Origin of the sequence: Streptomyces endocoffeicus (assembly GCF_016741935.1) — a bacterium.
GTDB lineage: Bacteria > Actinomycetota > Actinomycetes > Streptomycetales > Streptomycetaceae > Streptomyces > Streptomyces endocoffeicus.
The window spans coordinates 814,105-839,571 of the sequence record NZ_JAERRG010000001.1; the positions used below are offsets into that span (position 1 = coordinate 814,105).

The following is a 25,467-nucleotide window of genomic DNA, read 5'->3' on the forward strand; positions in this document are numbered from 1 at the left end:
CAACCAGTGAGCGCCGACGGCCTGGCGGGCCTGGACGAGCGGCGGCGCTCCTGGGCACTCGACGCCGCCCGCCACATCAGCGCCGGCCGGCTCCGCGAACTGATCACGGGCCTGGTGGACATTCCCAGCCCCACCGGTGACGAGGGCCCGCTGGCCACCCATATCGCCGACACCCTGCGCGCCTCCGGTTGCCACGCGGCCGCCCAGCCCCTCGACGACCGGCAGGCCAACGCCTGGGGGCGGCTGACCGGTGACGGCACCGGCCCCGACCTCATGCTCTACGCCCCCATCGACACCCTGACCGTGGGCGAGGAGAGCGAGGACGTGCCGTGGATCGGCCCGGAGCTGCGCGAGGACATGCGGCCCGCGGCCACCGTGTACGACGACCTGGTGACCGGGCTCGGCGCCTCCAACCCCAAGGGGCACGCGGCGTGCGTGATGATGGCCACCGAGGCGATCTCCCGGGCCGGTGTCCCGCTCACCGGTGACCTGGTGGCGGCCTTCGGCGCGGGCGGGATGCCCACCAACGCCCGGCCCGTGGGGACCCGCCACAACACCGGCCAGGGCGCCGGGTGTTCGTTCCTGCTGGAGCAGGGCGTGTGGACCGATTACGCGGTCATCGCCAAGCCCGGCTGGACCGTCTCGTGGGACGAGGTCGGACTGGTCTGGTTCGAGGTGACGGTCGGCGGCACCCACACCTACGCGGGCTCCCGCCACCGGCTCCCGTACGACAACGCCATCGCCCGCGCCGGGGAGGTGGCCGCGTATCTGGAGAAGTGGTTCGAGGAGTACGCCGAGCGGCACACCTCGGGCACGGTGGCACCGCAGGGCATCGTCTCGTCGATCCGTGGCGGCTGGCCGCGGATGGCGGCGGTCACCCCCGCCGTGTGCACCCTGATGGTGGACCTGCGGATCAGCCCGGACATCACACCGATGCGGGCCAAGCGGGAGTTCATGGACGCGCTGGCCGCCCTGCGGGCCGCCTCGCCCGGTCTCGACGTCCGGGCGGAGATGGTGCTGGCGATCCCCGGCACCCGCACACCGCGCGGGTCGTGGATCAACCGCAGCGCCACGGCGGCCTGGGAGGCGCTGGAGGGGCGCGCACACGAGGTGATCGCCGGGAACAGCGGTGCCACCGACGCCAACATCCTGCGCGGCCGCGGCATCCCCACGGTGCGGATCGGCATGCCCAAGGTGGCGGAGGCCCCGTTCGAGATCGACTTCGCCCGCGGCATGAACACGGTGTCGCTCCGGGCCATGGAGAGGCTCACCCGCCATCTGATCCGTACCGCGGTGGACACCGTCACCCGGACCCGCGCCGAGGTGGCCGAGGCGGCGGAAGGAGCCGTGGCATGACGGAGATCGTGCTGGGGGTCGGGGCGTCGCACAGCACGCTGATGAACACCCACTGGGAGGAGACGTACCACAAGGACCGCGCCGAGCGGTTCCGGGACGCGCTCGGCGAGGCGCGCGACGCGCTGGCCGCGGCCCGCCCCGACACGGTGGTCCTGATCGGCTCCAACCACTTCCGGGGATTCTGGCTCGACCTGATCCCCAGCTTCACCCTCGGGGTGGACGAGTGCCTCGCCAGCGGCGAGTCCGGCACCCCGAAGGGCCCGCAGCCGGTGGACCGGGAGCTGTCCCTCTACCTGGCGGGCGCGCTGGTGGAGCGGTCCGGTTTCGATGTGGCGTTCTCCGCCCGGCTGCAGATCGACCACGGCCAGTCGCACGCCGTCCAGTATCTGCTCGACGGGCTCGACGTCGACCTCGTACCGCTCGTGGTGAACGTCTTCGCGCCCCCGCTGCCCACGCTCGACCGCTGCGAGCGGCTCGGCCGGGCGATCCGGGAGGCGGTCCTGGCGTTCCCCGGCGACCGCCGGGTGGCGGTCATCGGCTCCGGCGGGCTGTCCCACCGGCTGCCCTGGCCGGACTGGCGCGACCCGCGGGGCGAGGACGAGGAGTTCATGGTCGGCGCCTGGCTGAACGGCCGGGAGAACTGGCAGGACTACGACGTGCGGCGGCGCGAGATCATCCGGGCCGCCGAGGCGGCGCTCAACCCGGAGTTCGACGAGGAGTTCCTGTCCTGGCTGGAACGCGGACAGGCCCACCGCCTCACCGAGTACACCACCGCGGAACTGGAGCGGGTGGCCGGCAACGGCGCACAGGAGCTGCGCACCTGGCTGCTGATGGCCGCGCTGCTCGACCACATCCCGGGCCGGCGTCTGGCCTACGAGCCGATGCCCGAGTGGCTCACCGGCATGGGGGTCGCCGTGCTCGACCCCGCGCAGACACAGAACAGCGAAAGGCAGTCATGAGCATCTGGACCGAACTGTCGGGCATCGACTACCGGCACGCCTATGTGAAGACCGGCGACATCACGACCCGCGCGCTGCAGGCCGGCCCGGAGGACGGCGAGCATGTGGTGTTCCTGCACGGCACCACCGGCCATCTGGAGGCGTTCGTACGGAACATCCCGGCGCACGCCGAGCGCTACCGCTGCCACTCCATCGACATGCTGGGCCACGGCTACACGGGCAAGCCGGACCGGCCGGGCGAGATCCCGGCGTATGTCGAGCACCTGATGGCCTATCTGGACGCGGTCGGCGCCGAGCGCGCCCATCTGGTCGGCGAGTCGCTGGGCGGCTGGGTTTCGTCGTGGGCCGCGAGCGAGTACCCGGACCGGGTCGCCTCCCTCCAGTTGCTGTGCATGGGCGGCACAAAGGTCAATCCGGCGGTGATGGAGCGGCTGAAGAAGTCCACCCGCAGCGCCTCCCTGGAGGACGACATCTCCTTCACCCGGGACCGTCTGCGGCTGTTGTGGGCCGACTGGGACGAGGAGCTGGGCGAGGAGCTGACGCGGATCCGCTACGAGATCTACCACCACCCGGACTTCCAGCGGAACCTGCACAATCTGCTGGCGCTCCAGGAGACGGACACCCGCGAGCGCAATCTGCTGCGGCCCGACCGCATGGCCCGGATCAAGGCGCCGACGCTGGTGGTCTGGGGCAACAAGAACCCGTTCGGGGACGTACCGGAGGCCGAGGCCATCGCCACCGCGATCCCCGGCGCCCGTCTGGAGATCTTCAACGAGTGCGGTCACTGGCCGCAGCACGAGAAGGCGGATCTGTACAACCCGCTCAGCCTGGAGTTCCTCGCCGCGTCCTCCACCACCTGATCGTGAGGTGCCTGCCATGACCGTCGTCCCCATCGACCACGCCACCAGAGCCTGTCCCGACTCGATGAACTCCGTCCTCGGCAAGGTCCGGTCCATCCTGGAGGCGTTCACCGCCGACGACGACTCGCTCTCGCTCGCCGATGTGGTGCGCCGCTCCGGCGTGGCGAAGGCGACCGTCCACCGGCTGTCCCAGGAGCTGGTCGCATGGGGGGCGCTGGAGCGGGCGGGCTGCAACTACCGGCTGGGGCTGCGGCTGTTCGAGATCGGGCAGCGGGTGCACCGGCAGCGGATCCTGCGGGAGGTGGCGCAGCCGTACATGGAGGATCTGCTGCTGGCCACGCGGGAGACCATCCACTTCGCCATCCACGACGGACTGGACGTGGTGTATCTGGAGAAGATCCTGCCCCACCGGGGGCTGAGCGAGGAGTCGCGGGTGGCGGGGCGGCTTCCGCTGCACTGCACGGCCACCGGCAAGGCGATCCTCGCCCACTCCCCCGGCACCCTGTTCGGCGAGGTGGTCAGGAACGGCCTCAAGCCGGTCACCCGCCACACCATCACCTCGCCGGGCCGGCTGCGCGGCCAGCTGGACCGCGTCCGCGAGCAGGGCATCGCCACGGAGGCGGAGGAGGTGCGGCTCGGCTATATGAGCATGGCGGTACCGGTGTTCGGGCGGCAGAACGCCCTCGCCGGGGCCCTGTCGATCACGGCGCCGACCTATCGCGTGGACGCGATCGCCCACGCCAGCGCGTTGCGTACGGCGGGTCTCGGCATCAGCCGCTCGCTGAGGTCGGCGCTGTGACGGCGCCCGCCGTGTCCTCCCCCGCTCTGGAAGAGGTGCTGGCACGGGCGCGGGAGCTGATCGGGCGGTGGCGGGACGAGGACTGCGGCACCCCGGCGGTCAAGGACTTCTGCCGTTACGCGGCCGCCCTCAACGACGGCGGGTACATCCGCCGGGCCCGCGCCCTGGCGGCGGACGGACGGCCCGTCGAGGCGCCCGCCCTGTTCCTCGCGGCCACCATGAGCTGGGAGGACGGCCCGCCGGAGGACGAACTGCGGCCGGATGGCCTGGCACGGCGGGAGTCGCCGTGCACCGAGGGCCTCCCGGTGCGCCAGGTGCACGGCGGCCAGTCGGTGCGCCTGGTCCGGCCCCCGGTGGCCGGGACCCGGATCACGGCGGCCCGTGCGGTCGTCTCCGCGCGGCACAAGCACGGGCGGTCGGGCGAGTTCGTCCTGCTGGGTGTCCGCACCCGGTTTCTGTACCCCGACGGGAGCGAGCTGGCGGCCGTGGACGAGACGATCGTGGTGCTCGACGCCACCGGAGGTGACCGATGACGGCGCCCGCTGTCGGGGCGGAGTGTCCGCCACGCCGGTACGCCCACACCAGTGTGCAGCTGTTCCGCTTCAGCGCCGTGTCGTGGAACGCCCACCGGATCCATTACGACGCCGCGTACGCGGCCACGGAGGGGTTTCCCGACGCCGTCGTGCAGTCCACGCTGCACGGCGAGATGCTCAGCCGGCACGCCCTGGAGTGGGCCGGGCCGGGCGCCCGGCTGGAGTCGGTGGCCTGGCGCAATGTCGCCACGGCGGTGGCCGGTGAGCGGCTGACCTGGGCCGCGACGGTGTCGTCGGTGGAGGGCGCGTTGATCCGGCTCGACGCGCGCATCCTCAAGGCCGACGGCTCGGAGTGTGTCACGGGGACGGTGGAGGTGACGCGCGCCGGGTGACGGCCCGGGGCGTCCGGGCGCGGGAGCGGGAGCGGTGGCACACAGGGCTGTGGGGGGCCTTGGGCGCCACCGCTTCGGCGTGTCCGGGGCACATGGCGCCTGGCCATCGGTTGGGGCCTTGTCCCGGCAGGCGGACCGATTCCGTTGGACCGTGATCGCGTCCTGCCTACGCTCCTCGACCATGAGCGTTCTCAACGATGAGCCGGTCGCCGCGGAGGACGCGGCGGTGGTCGAGACGGACATCCTGATCATCGGCGCCGGTCCGTCGGGCCTGTACGGCGCCTATTGCGCGGGCTTCCGGGGCTTGCGCGTGGCCGTGATGGATGTGCTGCCCCAGCGGGGTGGCCAGATCAGCGCGATGTACCCGGAGAAGCCCATCTTCGACATCGCCGGATTCGCCTCGGTGCGCGGTCGCGACCTGGTGGACAGCCTGGTGGCGCAGGCGGAGGCGCACGGCACCCGCTATCTCCTCGGCCACCGCGCGGTGGCGCTGGACTACGACGGCGACGGACTGCCCGTGGTCCGCAGCGACCGGGGGACGGCGGTACGCGCCGGGGCTGTCGTGATCACCGGAGGCGTGGGGACCTTCACCCCCCGCCCGCTCCCGGCCGGGGAGGACTTCCTCGGCCGCGGTCAGGTGTACTTCGTACCCGACCCGGCCGCCCACGCCGGTCATGACGTGGTGGTCGTCGGCGGTGGCGACAGCGCCTTCGACTGGGCGGCCCTGCTGGCCCCCGTGGCGCGCTCGGTCCGCCTGGTGCACCGCACCGCCCGGTTCCGCGCCCATCGCGCGTCGGTGGCGAAGGTCCAGGCGCTCGGCATCGACATGCTCACCGACTCCGAGGTCAGCGGCCTGTACGGCGCCGCGCACCTGGAGGAGGTCGAGATCCGCCACCGGACCACCAAGGACACCACCCGCCTCCCGGCGCAGACCGTGGTGGCGGCCCTCGGCTTCCTCGCGGACCTCGGCCCGCTGCGGGAGTGGGGCCTGACCCTCCAGGCGCGCCGGATCGCCGTGGACACCCGTATGGCCACCAACCTGCCCCGTGTCTTCGCGGCCGGCGACATCACCGACTACCCGGGCAAGGTGCGCCTGATCTCCGTCGGCTTCGGCGAGGCCGCCACCGCCGTCAACAACGCCGCCACGGTCATCGACCCGGAGGCGGCACTGTTCCCCGGGCATTCCACCGAGAAGGAGAACTGACATGGCCTACGTCATCGGCGCGTCCTGCGTGGACATCATGGACCGGTCCTGCATGGAGGAGTGCCCGGTCGACTGCATCTACGAGGGCGAGCGCAAGCTCTACATCAACCCGGTGGAGTGCATCGACTGCGGCGCCTGCGAGATCGCCTGCCCGGAGCAGGCGATCACCGTGGACCGCAAGGCGGACCCCGAGCACCGCGCGGACAACCGGCGGTTCTTCGAGGAGGTCCTGCCGGGCCGGGACGCCCCGCTGGGGACCCCCGGTGGCGCCGGGCCGGTCGGCCCGCTGGGTGCCGACACGGCCCTGGTGGGGGGCGGGTGAGCGGATCACCGGCCGCGAGATCGGGTTGACCTCCGCCGAATTCCGATCCCTGACACCATTCCTACCAGGCAAAAAGATATCTATATTGGCCATCCTCAGCACACATGGCGGCCTTGATCGAGGCACACCGGCAGGCGAGGAGGGCATGTCGTGACGACTGCGGCGGTGCCTCGTGGCAGCGGCGGAGAGGCCGAGCCGGACGGGCGGTCCCCCAAGTCCGTCCTCGGCAAGGTCGGGCTGATCCTGTCGGCCTTCGGCGACGGCGACCTCTCCCTCAGCCTCACGGAGCTGACGGCGCGCACCGGGGTCGCCAAGGCCACGGTGCACCGGCTGTGCCAGGACCTCGTCGCCAGCGAGCTGCTGGAGCGGGACGGCTCCCACTACCGGCTCGGCCTCCTGCTGTACGCGATCGGCCTGCGCGCGCCCCGTCAGCGCACCCTGCGCCACGCCGCGCGGCCGGTCATGGAAAACCTCGCACAGGCCCTCGACAGCCCCGTGAGCCTGTCCGTGCCGAACGGCACCGACCTGCTGTGCATCGACAACGCCGGCCGCCACCGCAACCGGGCCGGCGCCTCGATCGGCGGCCGGCTGCTCCAGCTGCACAGCACGGCCCCGGGAAAGCTCACCCTGGCCCTGCTCCCCGATCAGTACCCGCTGGCGCGGCTGGTCCCGCATATGCGCCGGATGACCGCCCGCACCCTCACCGCCGACCGGCTCCCGGGCGAACTCGCCCGCATCCAGGAGCAGGGCTACGCCACCGACTCCGAGGAGCACCGCCTCGGCTACTCCGCCGTGGCCGTGCCCATCCGCGGGCCCCAAGACGGCGCCTACCTGGGCGCGCTGTCGGTCGTCGCCGCCACGGCACGCCACAACGTCCCCCGTACGCTGGCGGCGCTGCGGAACGCCTCGGAGGCCGTCACCACCCGTCTCGCGGTGATCGAGGCGTATCGCGCCGAGCCGTAGCCCTCAGTCGACGAGCAGCCGGGCTATTCCCCGTTCGCTGAAGACGTCCCCGGTGGCGAGGGCCACCGCCCCGTGCACGGCCGAGGCGGCGCCGAGCCGTGTTGTGGTGATGGTCAGATTCCGGGTGGCCAGCGGCAGGGCGCGCTGGTACACCACGGCGCGCACCCCGGAGAGCAGGTCGTCGCGCAGATCGCTGAGCGGGCCGCCGAGGACGAGGGTGCGGGGGTTGTACATGTAGACGAGCATGGCGGCGAGTTCGCCGATCTCGGTGGCCGCCTGCCGCAGGGCCCGGACGGCGGGCGGGTCGTTGTCCGCGACGCGCTCCGCGAGCTCGTGAACCCCGTGCAGCGGGTCCTCCTCGGTGGACTCGGGGATGTCCAGGCTCCGCAGGACGGCGCGGTGGGAGGCGATGGCGCGCACACAGCCGACATTGCCGCAGGTGCACAGGGCGGTGCCGCCGCCGAGGGACCGGATGTGGCCGACATCGCCGGCCGCGCCGTCGGCGCCGCGGTAGATCCGGCCCTCCGCGGTGATGAGCCCCGCTCCGATCCCGTTGGCGATCTTGAGGCAGAGCACCGGGGTTTCGGCCCGGGCCTGAACGGCCTCGCCGAGGGCCATGAGGTTGGCGTCATTGTCCACCTGGGCGGGGGCCCGGAACCGTGCGCGGAGCCGTTCGGCGACCGGGTAGCCGTCCCAGCCCGGCATGCCGTTGGGCCTGAGCGGGCAACCGCGCTCCCGGTCCACGGGAGCGGGCAGCCCCATCACCACCTGACGGACCCGGTCCGGATCGCGCCCCGACCGCTCCAGCAGGGCGTGCAGCCGCTCGCACACCACCTCCAGGACCGTTTCCGGCCCCGTGTCGATGCGCACGGTCACCGTGTCCTGGGCGATGAGCCGTCCGTCGAGGTCGGCGATGGCGATCCTGGTGTCCAGGGTGTCCACATCGGCGACGGCGATGGTTCCCGCGCGCGAGCTGAGGGTCAGCAGCCGTGGCGGCCGCCCGCGCACCGATTCGCTGGACTCCAGCTCCTCCAGGATGTCGCGGCCGAGGAGTTGGTCCACCTGCTGGCCGACGGTGGAGCGGGCCAGACCACTGCGCCGCGCGATCTCGGCCCGGTTGGTCGCCTCACCGGCCAACACGAGGTCCAGCACCCTGCGCAGTCCGACGGGGACCGCGGGCAGCAGCGCCTGATCGGCGGAATAACCGTCACCTTCACGCATTTCCCCAACCTAGCCGTCGTGGATCACCCCGGAACAGCCCCTCTTTAAGACGTTTTTAGTTTGCGAGAAAAATTAACAACCGCCTCTTGTTCGGGGTAGCCGAACTAAACGAAGGTGTTAGGCGACGCGAACACGCCTTACTCAACCGCCGGAAGAGGGCAGTCCGCTGGCGCCCCCGTTCCCGAAGTCACGGGCGGTGGACCGCTCGACGCGACACCGCGAGCCCCGGCAAGGCACCGCCACACCGCACACGTTCGCCGATCACTCGCAAACCCCACCATCCCCCGCACCACTCCTGGGAGAGGAACCCACGGCCATGGCCAAACAGACCCATCGCATCGGCATCCTGGGCAGCGGCAACATCTTCGGCCGGTATGTCACCGGTCTCGCCCGCTACCCGGAGCTCGAGATCGTGCGCGTGGGCGACGTCGATGTGGCACGGGCGAAGCAGGCGGCCGCCGACCATTCCATCCCGGCCTGGGGTGACGACCGCGGGCTGTACGCCGACGACTCGGTGGACATCGTGGTCAACCTGACGCCGCCGGTCCACCACGCCCGTACGATCATCACGGCCCTGGAAGCGGGCAAACACGTCTACGTCGAGAAGCCGCTGGCCACCACGGTCACCGACGGCGAAGCGGTCCTCGCGGCGGCATCCCGCACCGGGCGGGTCCTCGGATCGGCGCCGGACACCTTCCTCGGCAGCGCCGCCCAGACGGCGCGCAAGGCGATCGACTCGGGCCTGATCGGCACGCCCATCGGCGCCTCCGCCTTCATCGGGCACAGCAAGGCCGAGACCTGGCACCCGAACCCGGCCTTCCTGTTCCAGCCGGGAGGCGGCCCGGTGATGGACATGGGTCCGTACTACCTGGCCATCCTCGTCAACTGCCTCGGCCCCGTCTCCACCGTCTCGGCGGCCGCCCGCATAGGCGTGCCCGAGCGCACCGTCACCGCGCCCGAACGGACCGTGGACACCATCGAGGTCACCATCCCCACCCACACCGGTGCGGTGCTCACCTTCGCCTCCGGTGTCATCGCCACCACCCAGATGAGTTTCGACGTCTGGGACAGCGACCTGCCGTACCTGGAGATCTACGGCAGCGAGGGCACCCTCTCGCTGGCCAACCCGAACCACTTCGACGGCGATGTGCGGCTCCGGCGGCACGGAGCCGGCGACTGGACGGTCCTGGAACCGGCCCTCGAACTCTTCGGCGCCGTCGGCACCCGCGAGCAGTCCCGCCGCGGGCTCGGCGTCCGCGACCTCGCGAACGCCGTCGAGGGCGGCCCGCACCGCGCCAACGCCGCCTTCGCCTTCCATGTGCTCGAAACGCTCTGCGCGCTGGAGGGCTCGGCCCAGCAGGGCCGGTCCGTGACATTGAGCAGTTCCTGCGAGCGCCCCCAGCCCCGTTTCACCGTCTGACACCCGCCCGTTCACCCGCCCGTCCACCCATCCGCCCCACCGCCCCGGCCTCAAGGGAAAGGACCCTCATGACCATTCGCCACGACAGGATCGCGATCAACCCCCTGCAGTGGATCGCCACCGACGACGGCTGGATCGACCCCGCTCTGGCGCCGCCCCTGCCCGAGCGCCTCAAGGTCATCCACGAGGCGGGCATCGCCGCCGTGCACGCGGACGTGCCCACCGGGATGACGGCCGCCGAATACGGCCGGCTGCTCGACGAGCACGGTCTGGCACCCGCCCCGGGCTATATCTCGGGCCCCCTCCCGGAGGACGAGAGCAGCCTGCGCGAACTGCTCGACAAGACCGACCGCGTCAGCACCCAGATGGCCGAGCTGGGCCTGCCCACGGTCTTCGTGGCCACCGGCATGAACAAGCAGGCCCCCCGGGTGCACCGCCCCGCCGTGGGCGCGGAGGCGACTCCCGAACGGCTGGAGCGGGTGCGCGAGGTGTTCGCCCGCATGGGCGAGACCACCAGGGCGAACGGCGTCACCGCCGCGTTCCACCCGCACATCGGCACCTGGGCGGAGACCGAGGAGGAGACCCGCTTCATCCTCGACGGCGTGGCCGCGGACGTCCTCTCCTTCGGCCCGGACATCGGCCACCTCGGCTGGACCGGAGCCGATGTCACCGGCCTCATCCGCGACTACGCCGACCGGGTCGCCGCCCTGCACATCAAGGACTTCCACGCCGACGTGGCCGAGCGGGGCCGTGCCGAGGGATGGACCTACCAGCAGACCGTGCTGGCCGGGCTGTGGGCCGAGCCGGGCCACGCCTCGGTCGACATCCCCGCCACCCTGGCCGCGCTGCCCGACACCTTCGACGGCTGGCTGGTGATCGAGGTCGACCGCGGCGCCCAGGCCACCCCCGAGGAAAGCGTCCGGCTCTGCGGCGAGTGGGCCCGGCGGCAGCGCTGAACACGGCATCCGAGAGCAGAAGGACGACATGCGAAGAATGGTCATGGCAGGGGTGGCCCTCACCCTCGTGGCCGTGTCGGCGTGCGGCGGCTCCGGCGCCACGGCGTCCGCCACCGGAGACGACACGCTGACGCTGTCCATCGGCAACGCCCACACCGGCTGGGACCTGGCCTCCGCCGCCCTGGGCGACAACATCCAGTACTACGAGCCCGTCTTCGACTCCCTGGTCCGGCTGGACTCGAAGGCCCGTCCCCATCCGAACCTGGCCACCTCCTGGTCCTACGACCGCGGCCGCACCGTGCTGACCATGAAGCTCAGAAAGGACGTGCGGTTCACCGACGGTACGGCGCTCGACGCGACCGCGGTGCGCAAGAGCCTGCTCCACAACAAGGAGGGCACCAACGAGGCCGCCGGCAAACTCCGCGCCATCGACTCGGTGAAGGCCGTGAACCCCCGGACCGTGGCCATTCACCTGTCGGCGCCCGACCCCCAGCTCGTGGTGAACCTCGGCGACCCTTCAGGCATGATCGCCAGTCCCAGGGATCTGGCGGCGAAGGGCGGCCCGGTCGGCTCGGGCCCCTACGTGCTGGACAAGGCCGCCACGACCAACGGCAGCACCTACGCCTTCACCCGCAACCCGGACTACTGGAACAAGAAGGCGTACCCCTTCGACAAGATCGTCATCAAGAACATCAGCGACCCCACCGCGCGGCTGAACGCCCTGCTCAGCGGGCAGGTCGACTGGGCCCGTATCACCCCGCAGACCGCCCGGTACGCCAAGGGCCGGGGCCTGGAGGTGAGGTCGCACGCCGACAGCGTCGAGGGCCTCTACATCTGGGACCGCACCGGCAGGACCGTGCCGGCCCTGGGCAAGGTGAAGGTGCGCCAGGCCCTGAACCACGCCTTCGACCGGAAGACGATCGTCGAGAAGCTCAACCTCGGCTACGCCACCGCCACCTCGCAGATGGCGACCGCGGGCAGCACCTGGTACGAGAGGTCCCTCGAGAGCAACTACGCCTACGACCCGGCCAGGGCCAGGAGGCTGCTCGCCGAGGCGGGTTATCCGCACGGCTTCACCGTCACCATGCCCGACGTCTCCTCCGTCGCCTCCAGCCAGCAGGTCGTCATGGTCCAGGCTCTGGAGGACATCGGCATCAAGGTCAAGGTGGACAAGATCCCGTTCACCCGGCTGTTCACGGCCCTCCAGTCCGGCGAGTACGCGATGTCATGGTTCAAGCTGCAGTCCGGCCAGCCCTGGGACTTCATCCAGTCCGAGCTGGCCAAGGGCGCCGCCTGGAACCCCGCCAAGGACTTCGACCCAAGGCTCAACTCCATGATCGGCAAGGCGCAGAAGGCCCGGGGCGCGGCGCAGACCGCGGCGTTCCGCGAGATCAACTCCTACCTCCAGGACAACGCCTTCAACGCGCCCTGGGATGTGCTGGACGCCGTCCAGGGCAACTCCAAGAAGATCAAGGTGACGCCCCGCGCCTTCGTCTCCGCGGTACCGATCTACGCCATGGCCCCCGCCGGCTGACGCGGAAGGAAAGAACGCGATGCTGACCTTTCTCGTACGCCGCGTCGCGGCCGGTCTGGTGCTCCTCTATGTGCTCGCGACGACGGCGTTCGCGATGATGAGCCTCACCGGGGCCGACGCCGCGCGCAATATCGCCGGCACGATGGCGACGCCGGAGCAAATCGCCGCGAAGAGGCATGAGCTGGGGCTGGACCGGCCGTGGATCACGCAGTACGGGGAGTGGCTGACCCACGCGGTCCGGGGCGACTTCGGGACCTCCTGGTTCGGCGGTGACTCCGTCTCCGAAAGCCTGGTGCTCAAGGCGCCGGTGTCCCTGTCCATCGTGGTCAGCGGGCTCCTGCTGGCCACCGTCCTCAGCGCGGTGCTCGGCATCGCCGCCGCCGTACGGCGCGGCTGGCTCGACCGGGCGGTCCAGGCGACCGCCATCGTCGGGTACGCGGTGCCGAGCTTCCTGCTGGCGCTGCTGCTCTCCGCCACCCTCGCCGTCCAGCTGGGCTGGCTCCCGGCCACCGGATATGTGCCGCTCGTCTCCTCCCCCTCCGGCTGGCTCCGGTCCATCACCCTCCCCGCCGTCTCGCTCGCCATCGGCGCCATCGCCGCCACCGCCCAGCAGGTGCGCGGTTCGGTCATCGACGTACTGCGCCAGGACTTCGTGCGCACCCTGCGCAGCCGGGGGCTGAGCGAGCGGCGGGTGCTCTTCCGCCACGTCCTGCGCAACGCGGCGCCACCGGCGCTGACCGTGCTCTCCCTGCAGTTCATCTCCCTGGTCGGCGGCGCCGTCGTCATCGAGAAGGTCTTCGGACTCCCCGGAGTGGGCTCAGCGGCGGTGACGGCGACCGTCAACGGCGACACGCCCCTCGTCATGGGCGTCGTGGTCTACCTCGTCCTCATCGTCGTGGCGGTCAATCTGCTGGTGGACCTCGCCTACGGCTGGCTCAACCCGAAGGTGCGTGTCCGATGACGCATTCCGCGACCCGCGATACCCCCGGCACCCCCGGCTCCGCGCCGGACACCGCCCGCCGGCGCGGCCATCCGCTGGGCCGGCTGCTCCGCCATCCGGTGGCGGTGGTGTGCCTGGTCCTGCTGGCCCTCATGGTGGCGGCCAGTGTCTGCGCTCCCCTGCTCACCTCGGCCAGTCCGACCCGCGCCACCCTGGCCGACGCCTTCGCGCCACCCGGCGGCGGCCACCTACTGGGCGCCGACAGCGTCGGACGGGATGTGCTGGCGCGGGTGCTCTACGGCGGCCGGGTCAGCCTGCTCGGCGGGTTCATCGCCGTCGCGGTCGCCCTGCTGATCGGCGTTCCGGCCGGGCTGCTCGCCGGCTACTACCGGGGCCTGCTCGACACCGTCGTCAGCTGGGTGGCGAGTCTCGTCATGGCGGCGCCCGCCATCATGGTGCTGCTGGTCTCCATCGCCGCGATCGGCCCCGACACCAACGCGACGATGGCGGTGCTCGGCATCATCCTCGCCCCCGGGGTCTTCCGCCTCGTACGGGCCTCCGTCACCTCGGTGCGCGAGGAGCTGTACGTCGACGCCGCCCGGGTCTCCGGACTCGGCGACGCCCGTATCGTGCGCCGGCACATCCTGCCGGTGGTGCAGGCACCCACCATCATCCAGGCGGCGCAGATGTTCGGCGTGGCCGTGGTCATCCAGGCGGGCATCGAGTTCCTCGGCCTCGGCTCGGCCGGGCAGGCCAGCTGGGGCGCGATGCTCAACGACGCGTTCGCCAACCTGTACACCAAGCCCTCCCTGCTGGTGGCCCCTGGCCTGGCGATCGTGATCACCGTGGCGGCGCTCGGTCTGCTGGCCAACGCACTGCGCGACGCGCTCCTGGAGACGGGCGCCCCGGCGGCGCGGCGGCCCGGACGCCCCAGGACGGCACGGCCCGGCGCTCGCCCGGCGGACGGGGACGACAGCCTCCTCGCGGTCGAGAACCTGCGGGTCACCTACCCCGCCCACGACGGCGAGCGCACCGTGGTGGACGGGGTGTCGCTCACCGTACGCCGTGGTGAAGTGGTCGGCCTGGTCGGCGAGTCGGGATCGGGCAAGAGCCAGACGGCGTTCGCGGTCCTCGGACTGCTGCCCCCGGAAGGCCGGAGCGAGGCCGACCGGCTGAGCTTCGACGGCCGCGATCTGCGGGGGCTCGGCGCCAAGGAGCGGAACGCGCTGCGCGGCTGCCGCATCGCCTACGTCCCCCAGGAACCGATGTCCAACCTCGACCCGGCCTTCCGCATCGGCACCCAGCTCGTCGACCCGATGCGGCGGCATCTGAAGCTGTCGGCACGGGAGGCACGGGAGAAGGCCCTGTCCCTGCTGGAGCGGGTCGGGATCCCCGAGCCGGAGCGCGTCTACCACGCCTACCCGCACCAGATCTCCGGCGGTATGGCCCAGCGGGTCCTCATCGCGGGCGCCGTCTCCTGCGACCCCGATCTGCTGATCGCGGACGAGCCCACCACGGCCCTGGATGTCACCGTCCAGGCCGAGGTCCTCGACCTGCTGCGGGAGTTGCAGCAGGAGCGGCGGATGGGTCTGATCCTGGTGACGCACGACTTCGGCGTGGTCGCGGACATCTGCGACCGCGTGGTCGTCATGCGGACCGGCCAGGTCGTGGAAACCGCTCCGGCCGGGCAGCTCTTCGCCGATCCGCACCATGAGTACACCCGCATGCTGCTGGACTCGACGCTGGAGGACGCCCCGCCCCGCACCCCGCTCCGGCAGGCCCCGGCGACCGGCACGTCCCTCCAGGAGAAGGTATGAACACCACCCCGGCCCAGGTGCTCGAAATCGACGAGCTGGTCGTGGAGTACGCCACCAAGGGGCGGCGCGCCCGGCCGTTCCGGGCCCTGCACGGCGTCTCCCTGGACATCCGGCCCGCCGAGACCGTGGGTCTGGTCGGCGAATCCGGCTCGGGCAAGACGACACTCGGGCGCGCGGTGCTCGGACTCGCCCCGGTGGCCGAGGGCGAGATCCGCTATGCGGGCCGGGTGATCTCAGGGCTGAGCGCGCGGGAGCGGCGCGCGCTCAGCGCCGAGATCCAGGTCGTCTTCCAGGACCCCTACACCTCGCTGAACCCGGCGATGACGGTGGGCGACATCCTCACCGAGCCCCTGCTGGTCTCGGGCACCACCCGCGCCACCGCCGAGGAGCGGGTCCGCGGACTGCTGGACCAGGTGCGGCTGCCGGCCGACGCCGCACACCGGCTGCCACGGGAGTTCTCCGGCGGTCAGCGCCAGCGCGTCGCGATCGCGCGGGCCCTGTGCCGCGACCCGCGGCTGATCGTGTGCGACGAGCCGGTCAGCGCGCTGGACCTGTCCACCCAGGCCCGGGTCCTGGAACTGTTCGTGGAGATCCAGGAGCGTACGGGTGTCGCCTATCTGTTCATCACCCACGATCTGTCGGTGGTGCGGTGTGTCAGCCATCGCGTGGCCGTGATGCATCGCGGCCGGATCGTGGAGTCGGGGGAGGCGACGGCCGTGACCGGCGACCCTCGGGACCCCTATACGCGGCGGCTGATGCTCGCCGCCCCCGTACCGGACCCGGAGCGCCAGCGGGAACGCCGGGAGCGGCGCCGGAGCCTCATGGCCACGACGGCAGAATGACGAGCATGGACAACGCATACGGATTCACGGCGTACGGCGGCCCGGACGTGGAACGCTTCCTGGACCTTCCGCTCCCCTCCCCCGGACCGGGGGAACTGCTGATCGAGGTGCACGCGGCAGGGGTCAACCCGGTCGACTTCAAGGTGCGCGAGGGAATGCACCGGTCGTTCCTCCCGCTCGACCTCCCCGCGGTGTTCGGGCGCGAGGCGGCCGGGGTGGTGGTGGCCCTCGGCCCGGAGGTCGAGGGGTTCGCCGTGGGTGACTCGGTGTTCGGCAGCAGCGCGCGTGGCTGCGGTGGCTACGCCCACCACGCCGTCCTGACCGCCGGCTTCACCATCGTCAAGCCGGAGGGGCTGTCGTACACCGACGCGGCGGCGCTCCCGGTGGCGGCGGGGACCGCGTACGACTCCGTGCGCGGGCTGGACCCGGCCGCCGGGGAGACATTGCTGATCCTGGGCATCGGAGGCGGCGTGGGCGTGGCGGCGGCCCAGCTCGCCGCATCGGAGGGGGTGTCGGTGGTCGGCACCGCGTCCCGCGCGAAGCGGGACTTCGTGGTGTCCCTGGGCGCCACGGCCGTCGCGTACGACGGCGATGACACCGCGGACCGGCTGGCCGCCGCCCTCCCGAACGGTGCCGACGCCGTGCTGGACCTGGTGGGCGGCGACGCCCTGGACACGGTCTCCGGGGTGATGTCCCCCGACTGCCGTGTCCTCACGGTCGCCGGCCCGGACACCGCGGCTCGCTTCGGCGCCCGGCCACTGTCCCGCGGCAACCGGGCGGCGGCCCTGGGCGAACTCGCGCGCCGGGTCCAGGACGGCCGGCTCGACCCCCGGGTCCGGGAGGTCTTCCCCTTCGCGGAGGCCCCGGCCGCCCTTCGCGCGGTCGAATCCGGCCACCCCTGGGGAAAGGTGGTGCTGGAGATGCGGACCAGGACTCGGTGACGTTCTCACCCAGGTACCAGTGGTGTGGCGTCGAGGCGGTGGAACGCACGGTTGAAGTAGACGAGGCTCTGCCCGCCCGAACGGGTGCGGATCTGCTCGATGTCGACGAAGAGCACGCTGTGGGAGCCCATGGGGACAGCGTCCACGATCGTGCCGATGGCGCTCACCAGGGCGTCCTTGAGAACCGGTACGTCGTGGGTGCGGTCCCAGACGTCCCAGGTGAAGCGCTCGGCCATCGGCACCTTCGTGGCCCCGGCGAAGTGCAGGGCCAGTTCCTGCTGGGCGCCGCCGAGCACATTGACGCAGACCCTGCCATTGGCCCGGAACACATCGTGCATGGCGCTGCCGCGGTTGACGCAGACCAGAACGGTCGGCGGATCGTCGGTCACGGAGCAGACGGCGCTGACGGTGATGCCACAGCGGCCGTTCGGGCCATTGGTGGTCAGGATGTTGACGGCCGCCGGGAGATGCGCCATCGCCTCACGGAACTGGGACCGGTCGGGGGTCACGGCGGTGCCCCTCCTCTCCTGCTTCGGTTCGGATGCGCTCATGTGGTCACGGTGTTCCGGGCGCGCGTCAGCGCATGTACAGGCCGCCGTTGGCGTCCCAGCACGCGCCGGTGACCGCGTCCGCGTGGTCGGCGGCGAGCAGTACGGCCATATCGGCGATGAACTCCGGACGCCCCAACCGCCCTACGGGGATGGCGCGTTCGAAGTTTTTGATCTTGTCCGGCGGGATGATGTCGCGGACCACCGGCAGGTCCAGGGGGCCCGGGGAGATGGCGTTCACCGTCACCCCGTGCGAGCTGAGCTCGCGGGCGAACACCTTCGTCAGAGTGGCCACTCCCCCCTTCGCCGCCGCGTAGTGCGCTCCGGTCCCCGTGCCGCCGTTCTGACCGGCGAGGGAGGCGATGTTGACGATGCGCCCGTAGCCCCGTTCGGCGAAGTAGGCGCCGAGGACCTGGCAGCCGAAGAAGGCGCCGTTGAGGTTGGTGGACACGACCCGGTCGAAGCTCTCGGGGCTGATGTCCATCAGCGATTCGGCCTTGGTCAGTGCGGCGTTGTTGACCAGCACATGGACGGCACCCCAGCGGTCGACGAGCTGATCGCGGACGGTCGCGAAGGCGTTCTTGTCGCACACGTCCAGGGCGAGCCCGGCGGTGGCGCGGCCTTCCGGGTCGAGATCCGCCGCGGCCTTCACCGCGCCCGACTCGTCCAGGTCGGTGAGGGCGACGTAGTAGCCCCGGTCGTACAGCCGGCGGGCGATGTGGGCGCCGAGGCCGCCCGCCGCTCCCGTCACGAGCGCGACGCGGACATTCTCCGTGGTCATCGGGTGGCCTCCGGCTCGGGCAGCGGACGGCCGACGCGCGCCTCGATCTTCATATAGCGCCACAGGCCGTGTTCGCCGACCTGGACGGTGCGGAAGAGGTTGCAGGCGGCGGCGACCGCCGGCTGGTCGACGACATCGGCGAGGACGTAGCAGGTCCAGGGCCAGGAGTCGGAGGGGCCGACCATGTGCTGATCGTCGTCGACGGTGCCGAGGACGGTCACCCCGGGCAGTCCGTACAACTGCGTGAGCATGGATGTGAAGCCGTCCCAGACGATCTTGCTCCCGCCCGTGGGCAGGTCGAAGAAGTTCTGGTTGACGCCGATGCAGAACAGCACGCGCAGGGGCGGCTCGGGGGAAGCGGACATGGCGGGTTCCTGCCTTTCGGGGAGTGGCCGGGTCGGAGGTGGCCGGGGAAGGGCTAGAGGTAGCCGGGGAAGGGCCGGACGCCCATGAGGACCGCGCCCGCGCCGTCGTACATGCCCTCCTGCAAGAAGGCGTGTTGCGGGATAACCGAGGCGTCGCGCAGATAGCGCTGCATGGGGTCGCCGTCCGCGATGGCGGCGATGCCACCGAGCTGGTAGGTGGCTCGGACGACCTCGAAGGAGGTCTTCGCGAGGTGGGCGGAGGCGAGCCGCAGCGAGCTGACCTGTCGGGCGCTCGCGGGGTCCCCCGTCGTCACGGTGGCCCAGACCTCCTCGGTGGTTTCGTAGAAGTAGGCGCGTGCGGACCGGAGTTGGGCCTCGGCCCGGCCGACCGCGATGCGGTAGGTGGCGCGCTCGGCGGGGACCGGGGCGCCCGTGTAGCTCGCGCGTCCGCCCTGGGCGATGACGTGGTCGAGGGCGGCCCGTGCCACCCCGAGGCCGACGACGGCCAGCACCTGGGCGGCGTAGGGGACGGACGGGTAGCGGTAGAGCGGTTCGTCCACGGTGGCCTCGCCGCCGCGGACGAACGTCCACTCGTCGGGGACGACGGCCCCGTCCACCACCAGATCGTGGCTTCCGGTGCCGCGCATGCCGATGACGTCCCAGTTCTCGACGATCTCCACCTGCTCGGGCCGCAGGACGGCGGTGAGCGGGCGGCCGCCCTCGGCCTCCCCGCCCTTGATGCCCACGCCGAGCACATCCGCGCCCAGGCAGCCGCTGGCGAACTTCCAGCGGCCGGAGACCCGGTGGCCACCCGGAACCCGCTCGGCGGGCCGCACCGGGAACAGTCCGCCGGCGAAGACCACATCGGGCCCGTCGGCGTACAGCTCGGCCTGGGTCCGCAGTGGGAGCGCGGCCAGGTAGATCAGGGACGAACCGAAGCTGGCCACCCAGCCGGCCGAGCCGTCGACGACCGCGATCCGTTCGATGAGCCGGAGGAATTCGGCGGGCGGCAGGGCGTCTCCACCGAATTTCTTCGGTGTGCTCGCCCGGTAGATTCCCGCGTTCTTGAATTCCTCGATCACATCCCGTGGCACATGCCTCTTCTCCTCGAATTCGGCACGCCGCCGTTGGACCACGTCCAGTACCCGGTCGAACGCCGATCCGGAGGCCGACCGCCCCGCGGCCGCCGCCTCGGCGGCATCCAGCGTCTGCGTCATGAGCGAATCTCCTCGCATCGCCGGGCGGTTCTCCCGCCCGCCTCGTCAACACGCTAGGCGCGGGCGCTCATGAGCCTCAATTGGGCGTCGGACACATCGCGTAGGGGATTTCCCCTACGGATGAAGCCGGCTTACCGGCCGGGATCGGCCATCGGCAGCGTGAAGCGGAAGACCGCGCCGCGCGGCTCATTCGCTCCGGCCTCGATCCGCCCACCGTGGCGGGCCACGATGCGATGGCTGAGGGCGAGGCCGATGCCGCTGCCGTTCTCCTTGGAGGTGAAGACGCCGTCGAAGATCCGGTCCTCGGGCGGCGGGCCCTTCCCCGCGTCCCGGACCTCGAGCACGGCGGATCCGTCGCCGCCCCGCCGGGTGGTGACCGACACCGTCCGTTCCGCCTCCGGCCAGCCGGCCATCTCGTCCACCGCGTTGAAGGCGAGGTTCATCACGACCTGGCCGATGAGTATGTTCTCGCAGCGCACCGGCAGCGGCTCGGCGGTGAGGTCGAACACGACCGGCACCGCGTGCTCCTGGGCGCGCAGCTCGATGAAGTACGCGCAGTCACGCACGATCGCGTTGAGGTCGGTCAGTTGCTCGGACTGTTCCAGGCGCCCGACGTAGCTCCGCAGGCTGCTCAGGATCCGCCGGGCCCGCTCGATCTGCCGGGCGGCGTTGTCCAGCCCCCAGGCCACGGTCTCGTCACCGCGTCCGAGCCGGCCGCGTGCCCCTTCCACGAAGTTGTACGCGGCCGCGAGCGGCTGGCTCACCTCGTGCGCGATCGCCATCGCCATGTCGCCCATGGCGTTGTTGCGGGCCAGATGGTTCAGCCGCTGGGTGTCGCGGCGGTGCTCCTCCTCGGCGCGGGACAGATCGCGCCGGACCGCCTTCTCCTCGGCGATGTCCCGGAACTGGACCATCACCACCGCCCGCTCCGGGAGGACGACGCGAATGGCGATCGCCTCGGTGAGAATCTCCTCGCCGCTCCTGGAGCGATAGCACCACTCGGTGGCGCTGATACCGTGCCGCGCCGCGTGGCCGAGCCAGCGGTGCCCGAGTTCACGGCTGTACTGCCGGGCGTTCTTGCTCATGTCCGGTGCCTTGAGGGGCTTCAGCTCGTCGACGGTCCAGCCGAGCAGTTCGCAGGCCGCCCGGTTGGCCCAGAGGATCTCGTACGTCCGGGCGTCGTGCAGCAGCACGCAGTACTTCAGGGCCTCCATCAACGTCCGGAAACCGGAGGAGGGAAGACGGTCCACGGCGGTGTCCCTCATCGCTCCGCCGGGGGCCGCAGCCCCAGCCGGAGGATGTCATGCACGAGGGTCGCGATGGTCTCGGCGCCGGTCTTCTCCCGGATCCGGGCGCGGTGCACATCGACGGTCTTGGCGCTGATGCCGAGCCGGGTCGCGATGCGCTTGTTGGGCACGCCGTCGACGGACAGTGCGAGCACCTCCCGTTCGCGGGCGGTCAGCCGGTCCAGGCCGGTCCGCAGCTCCCGCTGGGCGGCGGCCCGCTCGAAGCGTTCCCGCGCGGTGCGCCGCGCGGCCTGCACGACGTCCAGCATGTGCTGGGGGTCGTAGGGCTTCTCGAGGAAGTCGACCGCGCCGTTCTGCAGGGCGCGCACGGACATCCGGATGTCGCCGTGCGCGGAGACGAAGACGACGGGCATCGGCGCGCCCGTCTCGTTCAGCAGCTGCTGTACGTCGAATCCGCTCAGCTCGGGCATGCGGACGTCGAGGACCAGACAGGCGGGCCGGTCGCGGTCGTAGGAGCGCAGAAAGGCACGGGCGTCCCCGAAGCGCTCCGAGCGGATGCCGACCGACTCGAGGAGCCAGGCGAGCGATTCGCTCAGCTCCTCGTCGTCGTCCAGGATGTAGACGAGGGACATCTCAGTCGTCCCGCCGGTGAACCCGGTCGGGTCCCCGGGTGCGGAAGGTCATGAGGCGGCCTCCTTCTGCCGTTCGGCCCGGCGGCGCGCCTGGCGGTCGGGGTCCGGCACCGGCGCCGCGAGCAACAGCCGCCGCGTGTAGGCGTGTTCCGGTGCCTCGGTGACCTGGGCGGCGGCGCCCGTCTCCACGATGTCGCCACGGTACAGCACGGCCACCCGGTGGCTGATGTGCCGGACCACGGACAGGTCATGGGTGATGAACAGATACGCCACGCCCGTGGCCTCCTGGATCTCGGTGAACAGGTCGAGCACCCGGGCCTGGGTCGTCAGGTCGAGGGCGCTGACCGGTTCGTCGCAGACGATCAGCCTGGGGTCGCGGCACAGGGCGCGCGCGATGGCGATCCGCTGGCGCTGGCCACCGGAGAACTCCCGGGGCAGCCGGTGCGCCGCGTCGTGCGGAAGGTACACACGGTCGAGCAGGGTCCGCACCCGCTGTTCCGCGTCCCGTCGGGCGACGCCGGTCACCAGCAGCGGTTCGGTGAGGATGTCCAGGACCGTCATGGCCGGGTTCAGCGAGGTGAACGGGTCCTGGAAGACCACCTGGATGTCCTCGCTGAGCGCGCGCCGCTCCCGCTTGCCGAGCCGGGAGACGGCCCTTCCGCCGTAGCGGATCTCACCGCCGGTGACGGGCGCGAGGCCGAGGACGGCCCGGCCCAGTGTGGTCTTGCCGGAGCCGGACTCGCCGACCAGGCCCAGGGTCTCGCCGGGCGCGATGGTCAGGGAGATGCCGTGCAGGACGCGGAACGGCTTCCCGCCACGGCCCTTCGCGGGGTACTCCACCACGACGTCGTCGAGTTCGAGGAGCGGAACGGTCATGACGTCATCCCCTTGAGAGGTTCACCGGCACCGGGGCGGGCGGACGGTTCGCCGCGGACCGGACCGCCGTCGAGCGTCGAGGCCAGGAGGGTGCGGGTGTACGGGTGCCCGGGCGCCGCGAAGATCTGCCGCATCGGCGCCGTCTCCACGATCCGCCCGCCCCGCATCACCGCCACCCGGTCGCAGATGTCGGCCACCACACCGAAGTCGTGGGTGACGAGGACCATCCCCATGGCGTGCTCCTGCTGGAGGGAGCGCATCAGGTCCAGCACCTCGGCCTGGACGGTGACGTCCAGGGCCGTGGTCGGCTCGTCGGCGATCAGCAGCCGGGGGTCGCAGGAGACGGCACCGGCGATGAGCACACGCTGCGCCATACCGCCGGAGATCTGGTGCGGATACGACCTGAACACCCGCTCCGGATCGGGGATGCCGACCCGCTCCAGAAGCCCCAGCGCCCTGCTGCGGGCCTCGGCGCGGGACAGCCCGAGGTGGGTGCGCATGGGCTCCACGAGCTGGAAGCCGATCCGGAAGCAGGGGTCGAGGTTGGACATGGGCTCCTGGGGGACGTATCCGATGCCGTGGCCACGCATCCGGTTGAGGGCGGCGGTGTCCATGCCCAGCAGGTCCTGTCCGTCGAAGGCCAGCCGGTCGGCCGTCACCTCGGCGTCGTCCGGCAGCAGTCCGAGGACGGAGAACGCCGTCTGGCTCTTTCCCGACCCCGACTCGCCCACCAGGCCCAGGACTTCGCCGCGTGCCACGGTGAGGCTCACCCCCTCGACGACGCTCTTCTCGCCGTCGGGCTTCGGGTAGCTCACGCGCAGTCCCTCCACGGTGAGCAGGCGGTCCGCCGGGACGTCGGCGGCCGGTGCGCTCTGGCGGACGACGCGCTTGCGGCGCTTGCGCACCGGCCGCGGCCCGGTCGGGCCGAGCGCGTCGCGCACCGCGTTGCCCAGCAGGCTCGACGCCAGGATGGTCAGGCCCATCGCGACGCCCGGCCAGAGCAGCAGCACGGGTGCGTTGTAGATGTTGGTGAAGGCGTCGCCCAGCATCGCGCCCCAGCTGGCCTGGGACGCCTTGCCCAGGCCGAGGAAGGCCAGCCCGGCCTGGATGCCGATCGCCACGGCGAACACCTGGGTCGCCTGGATGACCGACGGCGCGACCACCACGGGCAGCACGTGGCGGCGCATGACGCGCCCGTCGCCGAGCCCCGAGACCCGGGCGGCGTCCACGTACAGCTCCTCGCGGACCGCGATCACGGACGCCCGGATGAGCCGGAAGACCATCGGCGCCATGATGACGCCGAGGACGACCATGGCCACGTTGAGGTCCTGCGAGACGGCGGCCATCACCACGAGCATCACGATGATGGCGGGCACGGCCATGATGACGTTGACGATCCAGCCGGCCACGGCGTCGAACCAGCCGCGGTAGAAGCCGCTGATCACACCGAGCGGCCCGCCGACGGCGAAGGCGACGAGGACGGCGAGGGTGCCGCCCAGGAGGCTGGTGCGGCCTCCGTACAGCAGCCGCGAGAGCACATCCCGGCCGACGCCGTCGGCGCCGAGCGGATGGGCGTCCGAGGCGGGCGCGAGGGTGTCCGCCATGACGCTGTGGTCGGGGACGTAGTCGGTGAGCAGGGGCGCCGCCAGGCTCGCGGCGATCACGAGGGCCAGGACGGCCAGGCAGCCGGCGGCCAGCGGATCGCGCAGCGTCCGGCGCGGGAGGCGATCCCGCCGAGGGGTGGGCTCCACATCCACCGCTGTCATGAGACACGCACCTTCGGGTTGAGCCAGCCGTACGCGATGTCCAGCAGCAGATTGACGGCGACGACGACGCTGACGGTCACCACGACCGTGCCGAGCAGCACGGGCGCGTCACCGCGTACGGCGGCCGAGTTGGCGAGGGATCCGATGCCCGGCAGGCCGAACACCTTCTCCACCACGACCGCACCGCTGATCAGCCCGATGAACTGCAGGGCGAGCACGGTCAGAGCGGGCGGGGCGGCGTTCCGCAGCGCATGCCGGAACACCACACTGCGGGTGCTCAGGCCCCGGCTGCGCAGCGTGCGCACATAGTCCGCGCGCAGTACGTCCAGCAACGCGCCCCGCACCTGCATCGCGGTGGCGGCGGTGGCGGCGACGGCCAGCGACACCGCGGGCAGGACGATCGAGCGGAGCCAGTCGGTGACGGAGGCGTCGATGGCGACATAGCCGGTGGCGGGCAGCCAGCCGAGTTGAACCGCCACGGTGACGGCGAGGACCAGCGCGATCAGGAAGCTGGGCACGGCGGTGCCGAGCACCGCGGCGAGCTGCACCATACGGTCCACCCAGCCGCCGCGCAGCGCCGCCGCCGTGCCCAGGGCGACGCTGAGGACCGCGGCGAGCAGCAGACCGGCGAGCACGATGGAGAGGGTGACCGGCAACGTGTCCACCAGGGACTGGCCCACCGGGTCGCCGGTGAACCACGAGCTGCCCAGATCGCCCCGCACGGCCTGCTCGGCCCAGTGCCAGTAGCGCTCCACCAGGGGCTGGTCCAGGCCGAGTTCATGGCTCTTGGCGGTCACGGCGGACCGCGTGGCGCTCTCGCCCAGGATGTTGCGGGCGACATCGGTCCCGGTGAGGTTCAGCAGCAGGAACGTGGCGGTGGCCACGACGGCCACCAGGGCCGCTCCGGCGACGATGCGCCGGAACAAGAAGGCAAGCACGGGTCGGTTCCTCCTTCCATGTCTCGAAGCGGACCGGT

At 71.5% G+C, this 25,467-nt stretch carries 26 protein-coding genes; 16 read left to right on the forward strand and 10 right to left on the reverse strand.

From position 1 onward, the window contains the following. Window positions 1–6 precede the first annotated feature (6 nt). The 9 genes from JK364_RS03420 (at window position 7) to JK364_RS03460 (ending at window position 7,388) form a co-directional block, all read left to right on the forward strand. Window positions 7–1,356 (forward strand): M20 family metallopeptidase, encoded by a 1,350-nt coding sequence (locus JK364_RS03420; RefSeq protein WP_201847338.1) that lies wholly within the window; start codon window positions 7–9, stop codon window positions 1,354–1,356. Continuing rightward, window positions 1,353–2,315, forward strand: a complete 963-nt coding sequence (locus JK364_RS03425) for a DODA-type extradiol aromatic ring-opening family dioxygenase (RefSeq protein ID WP_201847339.1) — start codon at window positions 1,353–1,355, stop codon at window positions 2,313–2,315. The genes JK364_RS03420 and JK364_RS03425 overlap by 4 nt, the downstream gene beginning before the upstream one ends. Then, window positions 2,312–3,175 (forward strand): alpha/beta fold hydrolase, encoded by an 864-nt coding sequence (locus JK364_RS03430; protein ID WP_201847341.1) that lies wholly within the window; start codon window positions 2,312–2,314, stop codon window positions 3,173–3,175. Before JK364_RS03425 ends, JK364_RS03430 begins: the two co-directional genes overlap by 4 nt. A gap of 16 nt (window positions 3,176–3,191) precedes the next feature. Beyond that, complete coding sequence (locus tag JK364_RS03435; protein WP_201847343.1) at window positions 3,192–3,974, forward strand: IclR family transcriptional regulator; 783 nt, start codon at window positions 3,192–3,194, stop codon at window positions 3,972–3,974. Beyond that, entirely contained in the window at window positions 3,971–4,507 is a 537-nt protein-coding gene (locus JK364_RS03440) for a MaoC family dehydratase N-terminal domain-containing protein (protein ID WP_201847345.1), read from the forward strand. Before JK364_RS03435 ends, JK364_RS03440 begins: the two co-directional genes overlap by 4 nt. Further along, entirely contained in the window at window positions 4,504–4,899 is a 396-nt protein-coding gene (locus JK364_RS03445) for a hotdog family protein (protein ID WP_201847347.1), read from the forward strand. The genes JK364_RS03440 and JK364_RS03445 overlap by 4 nt, the downstream gene beginning before the upstream one ends. 181 nt (window positions 4,900–5,080) lie before the next feature. Further along, window positions 5,081–6,103, forward strand: a complete 1,023-nt coding sequence (locus JK364_RS03450) for an NAD(P)/FAD-dependent oxidoreductase (protein ID WP_201847349.1) — start codon at window positions 5,081–5,083, stop codon at window positions 6,101–6,103. Window position 6,104: 1 nt separating this feature from the next. Beyond that, entirely contained in the window at window positions 6,105–6,425 is a 321-nt protein-coding gene (locus tag JK364_RS03455; RefSeq protein ID WP_201847351.1) for a ferredoxin family protein, read from the forward strand. Window positions 6,426–6,575: 150 nt separating this feature from the next. Then, on the forward strand, window positions 6,576–7,388 hold the full coding sequence (locus tag JK364_RS03460) for an IclR family transcriptional regulator (RefSeq protein WP_201847353.1): 813 nt from the start codon (window positions 6,576–6,578) through the stop codon (window positions 7,386–7,388). Between the two features lie 3 nt (window positions 7,389–7,391). Here JK364_RS03460 and JK364_RS03465 read toward each other — a convergent pair whose 3' ends face one another. Next, window positions 7,392–8,609, reverse strand: coding sequence for an ROK family transcriptional regulator (locus JK364_RS03465; RefSeq protein WP_201847355.1), 1,218 nt, complete (start codon window positions 8,607–8,609; stop codon window positions 7,392–7,394). 316 nt (window positions 8,610–8,925) lie between these two features. Here JK364_RS03465 and JK364_RS03470 point away from each other — a divergent pair, with 316 nt between their 5' ends. The 7 genes from JK364_RS03470 (at window position 8,926) to JK364_RS03500 (ending at window position 17,059) form a co-directional block, all read left to right on the forward strand. Further along, on the forward strand, window positions 8,926–10,029 hold the full coding sequence (locus tag JK364_RS03470) for a Gfo/Idh/MocA family protein (RefSeq protein ID WP_201847357.1): 1,104 nt from the start codon (window positions 8,926–8,928) through the stop codon (window positions 10,027–10,029). 68 nt (window positions 10,030–10,097) lie between these two features. Then, window positions 10,098–10,985: a sugar phosphate isomerase/epimerase family protein gene (locus JK364_RS03475; protein ID WP_201847359.1), complete on the forward strand. Its 888-nt coding sequence runs from the start codon at window positions 10,098–10,100 to the stop codon at window positions 10,983–10,985. Between the two features lie 28 nt (window positions 10,986–11,013). Next, a complete protein-coding gene (locus JK364_RS03480) occupies window positions 11,014–12,519 on the forward strand; it encodes an ABC transporter substrate-binding protein (protein ID WP_201847361.1) in 1,506 nt (501 codons plus the stop codon). A 19-nt stretch (window positions 12,520–12,538) separates the two neighbouring features. After that, window positions 12,539–13,480: an ABC transporter permease gene (locus tag JK364_RS03485; RefSeq protein WP_201847363.1), complete on the forward strand. Its 942-nt coding sequence runs from the start codon at window positions 12,539–12,541 to the stop codon at window positions 13,478–13,480. Continuing rightward, window positions 13,477–15,276, forward strand: a complete 1,800-nt coding sequence (locus JK364_RS03490; RefSeq protein WP_201847365.1) for a dipeptide/oligopeptide/nickel ABC transporter permease/ATP-binding protein — start codon at window positions 13,477–13,479, stop codon at window positions 15,274–15,276. The genes JK364_RS03485 and JK364_RS03490 overlap by 4 nt, the downstream gene beginning before the upstream one ends. Further along, window positions 15,273–16,118 (forward strand): ATP-binding cassette domain-containing protein, encoded by an 846-nt coding sequence (locus JK364_RS03495; protein WP_201847367.1) that lies wholly within the window; start codon window positions 15,273–15,275, stop codon window positions 16,116–16,118. Before JK364_RS03490 ends, JK364_RS03495 begins: the two co-directional genes overlap by 4 nt. Window positions 16,119–16,123: 5 nt before the next feature. Next, entirely contained in the window at window positions 16,124–17,059 is a 936-nt protein-coding gene (locus JK364_RS03500) for an NADP-dependent oxidoreductase (RefSeq protein ID WP_201847369.1), read from the forward strand. Between the two features lie 5 nt (window positions 17,060–17,064). On the opposite strand, the gene JK364_RS03505 is transcribed toward JK364_RS03500, so the two are convergent. The 9 genes from JK364_RS03505 to JK364_RS03545 form a co-directional block, all read right to left on the reverse strand. Next, window positions 17,065–17,610 (reverse strand): flavin reductase, encoded by a 546-nt coding sequence (locus JK364_RS03505; protein ID WP_201847371.1) that lies wholly within the window; start codon window positions 17,608–17,610, stop codon window positions 17,065–17,067. Between the two features lie 25 nt (window positions 17,611–17,635). Beyond that, on the reverse strand, window positions 17,636–18,388 hold the full coding sequence (locus JK364_RS03510; RefSeq protein WP_201847373.1) for an SDR family NAD(P)-dependent oxidoreductase: 753 nt from the start codon (window positions 18,386–18,388) through the stop codon (window positions 17,636–17,638). Then, the gene (locus JK364_RS03515) at window positions 18,385–18,753 is read right to left on the reverse strand and encodes a hypothetical protein (protein ID WP_201847375.1); all 369 of its coding nucleotides are present in this window, start codon (window positions 18,751–18,753) and stop codon (window positions 18,385–18,387) included. Before JK364_RS03515 ends, JK364_RS03510 begins: the two co-directional genes overlap by 4 nt. Window positions 18,754–18,806: 53 nt before the next feature. After that, complete coding sequence (locus JK364_RS03520; protein WP_201847377.1) at window positions 18,807–19,970, reverse strand: acyl-CoA dehydrogenase family protein; 1,164 nt, start codon at window positions 19,968–19,970, stop codon at window positions 18,807–18,809. Window positions 19,971–20,101: 131 nt separating this feature from the next. Further along, the gene (locus JK364_RS03525) at window positions 20,102–21,235 is read right to left on the reverse strand and encodes a sensor histidine kinase (RefSeq protein WP_201847379.1); all 1,134 of its coding nucleotides are present in this window, start codon (window positions 21,233–21,235) and stop codon (window positions 20,102–20,104) included. Beyond that, window positions 21,232–21,849 (reverse strand): response regulator transcription factor, encoded by a 618-nt coding sequence (locus JK364_RS03530; protein ID WP_201847381.1) that lies wholly within the window; start codon window positions 21,847–21,849, stop codon window positions 21,232–21,234. The genes JK364_RS03525 and JK364_RS03530 overlap by 4 nt, the downstream gene beginning before the upstream one ends. 48 nt (window positions 21,850–21,897) lie before the next feature. Next, on the reverse strand, window positions 21,898–22,725 hold the full coding sequence (locus tag JK364_RS03535) for an ABC transporter ATP-binding protein (protein ID WP_201847383.1): 828 nt from the start codon (window positions 22,723–22,725) through the stop codon (window positions 21,898–21,900). Next, entirely contained in the window at window positions 22,722–24,491 is a 1,770-nt protein-coding gene (locus JK364_RS03540; RefSeq protein WP_201847385.1) for a dipeptide/oligopeptide/nickel ABC transporter permease/ATP-binding protein, read from the reverse strand. Before JK364_RS03540 ends, JK364_RS03535 begins: the two co-directional genes overlap by 4 nt. Next, on the reverse strand, window positions 24,488–25,429 hold the full coding sequence (locus JK364_RS03545; protein WP_201847387.1) for an ABC transporter permease: 942 nt from the start codon (window positions 25,427–25,429) through the stop codon (window positions 24,488–24,490). Before JK364_RS03545 ends, JK364_RS03540 begins: the two co-directional genes overlap by 4 nt. Between the last annotated feature and the right edge of the window lie 38 nt (window positions 25,430–25,467).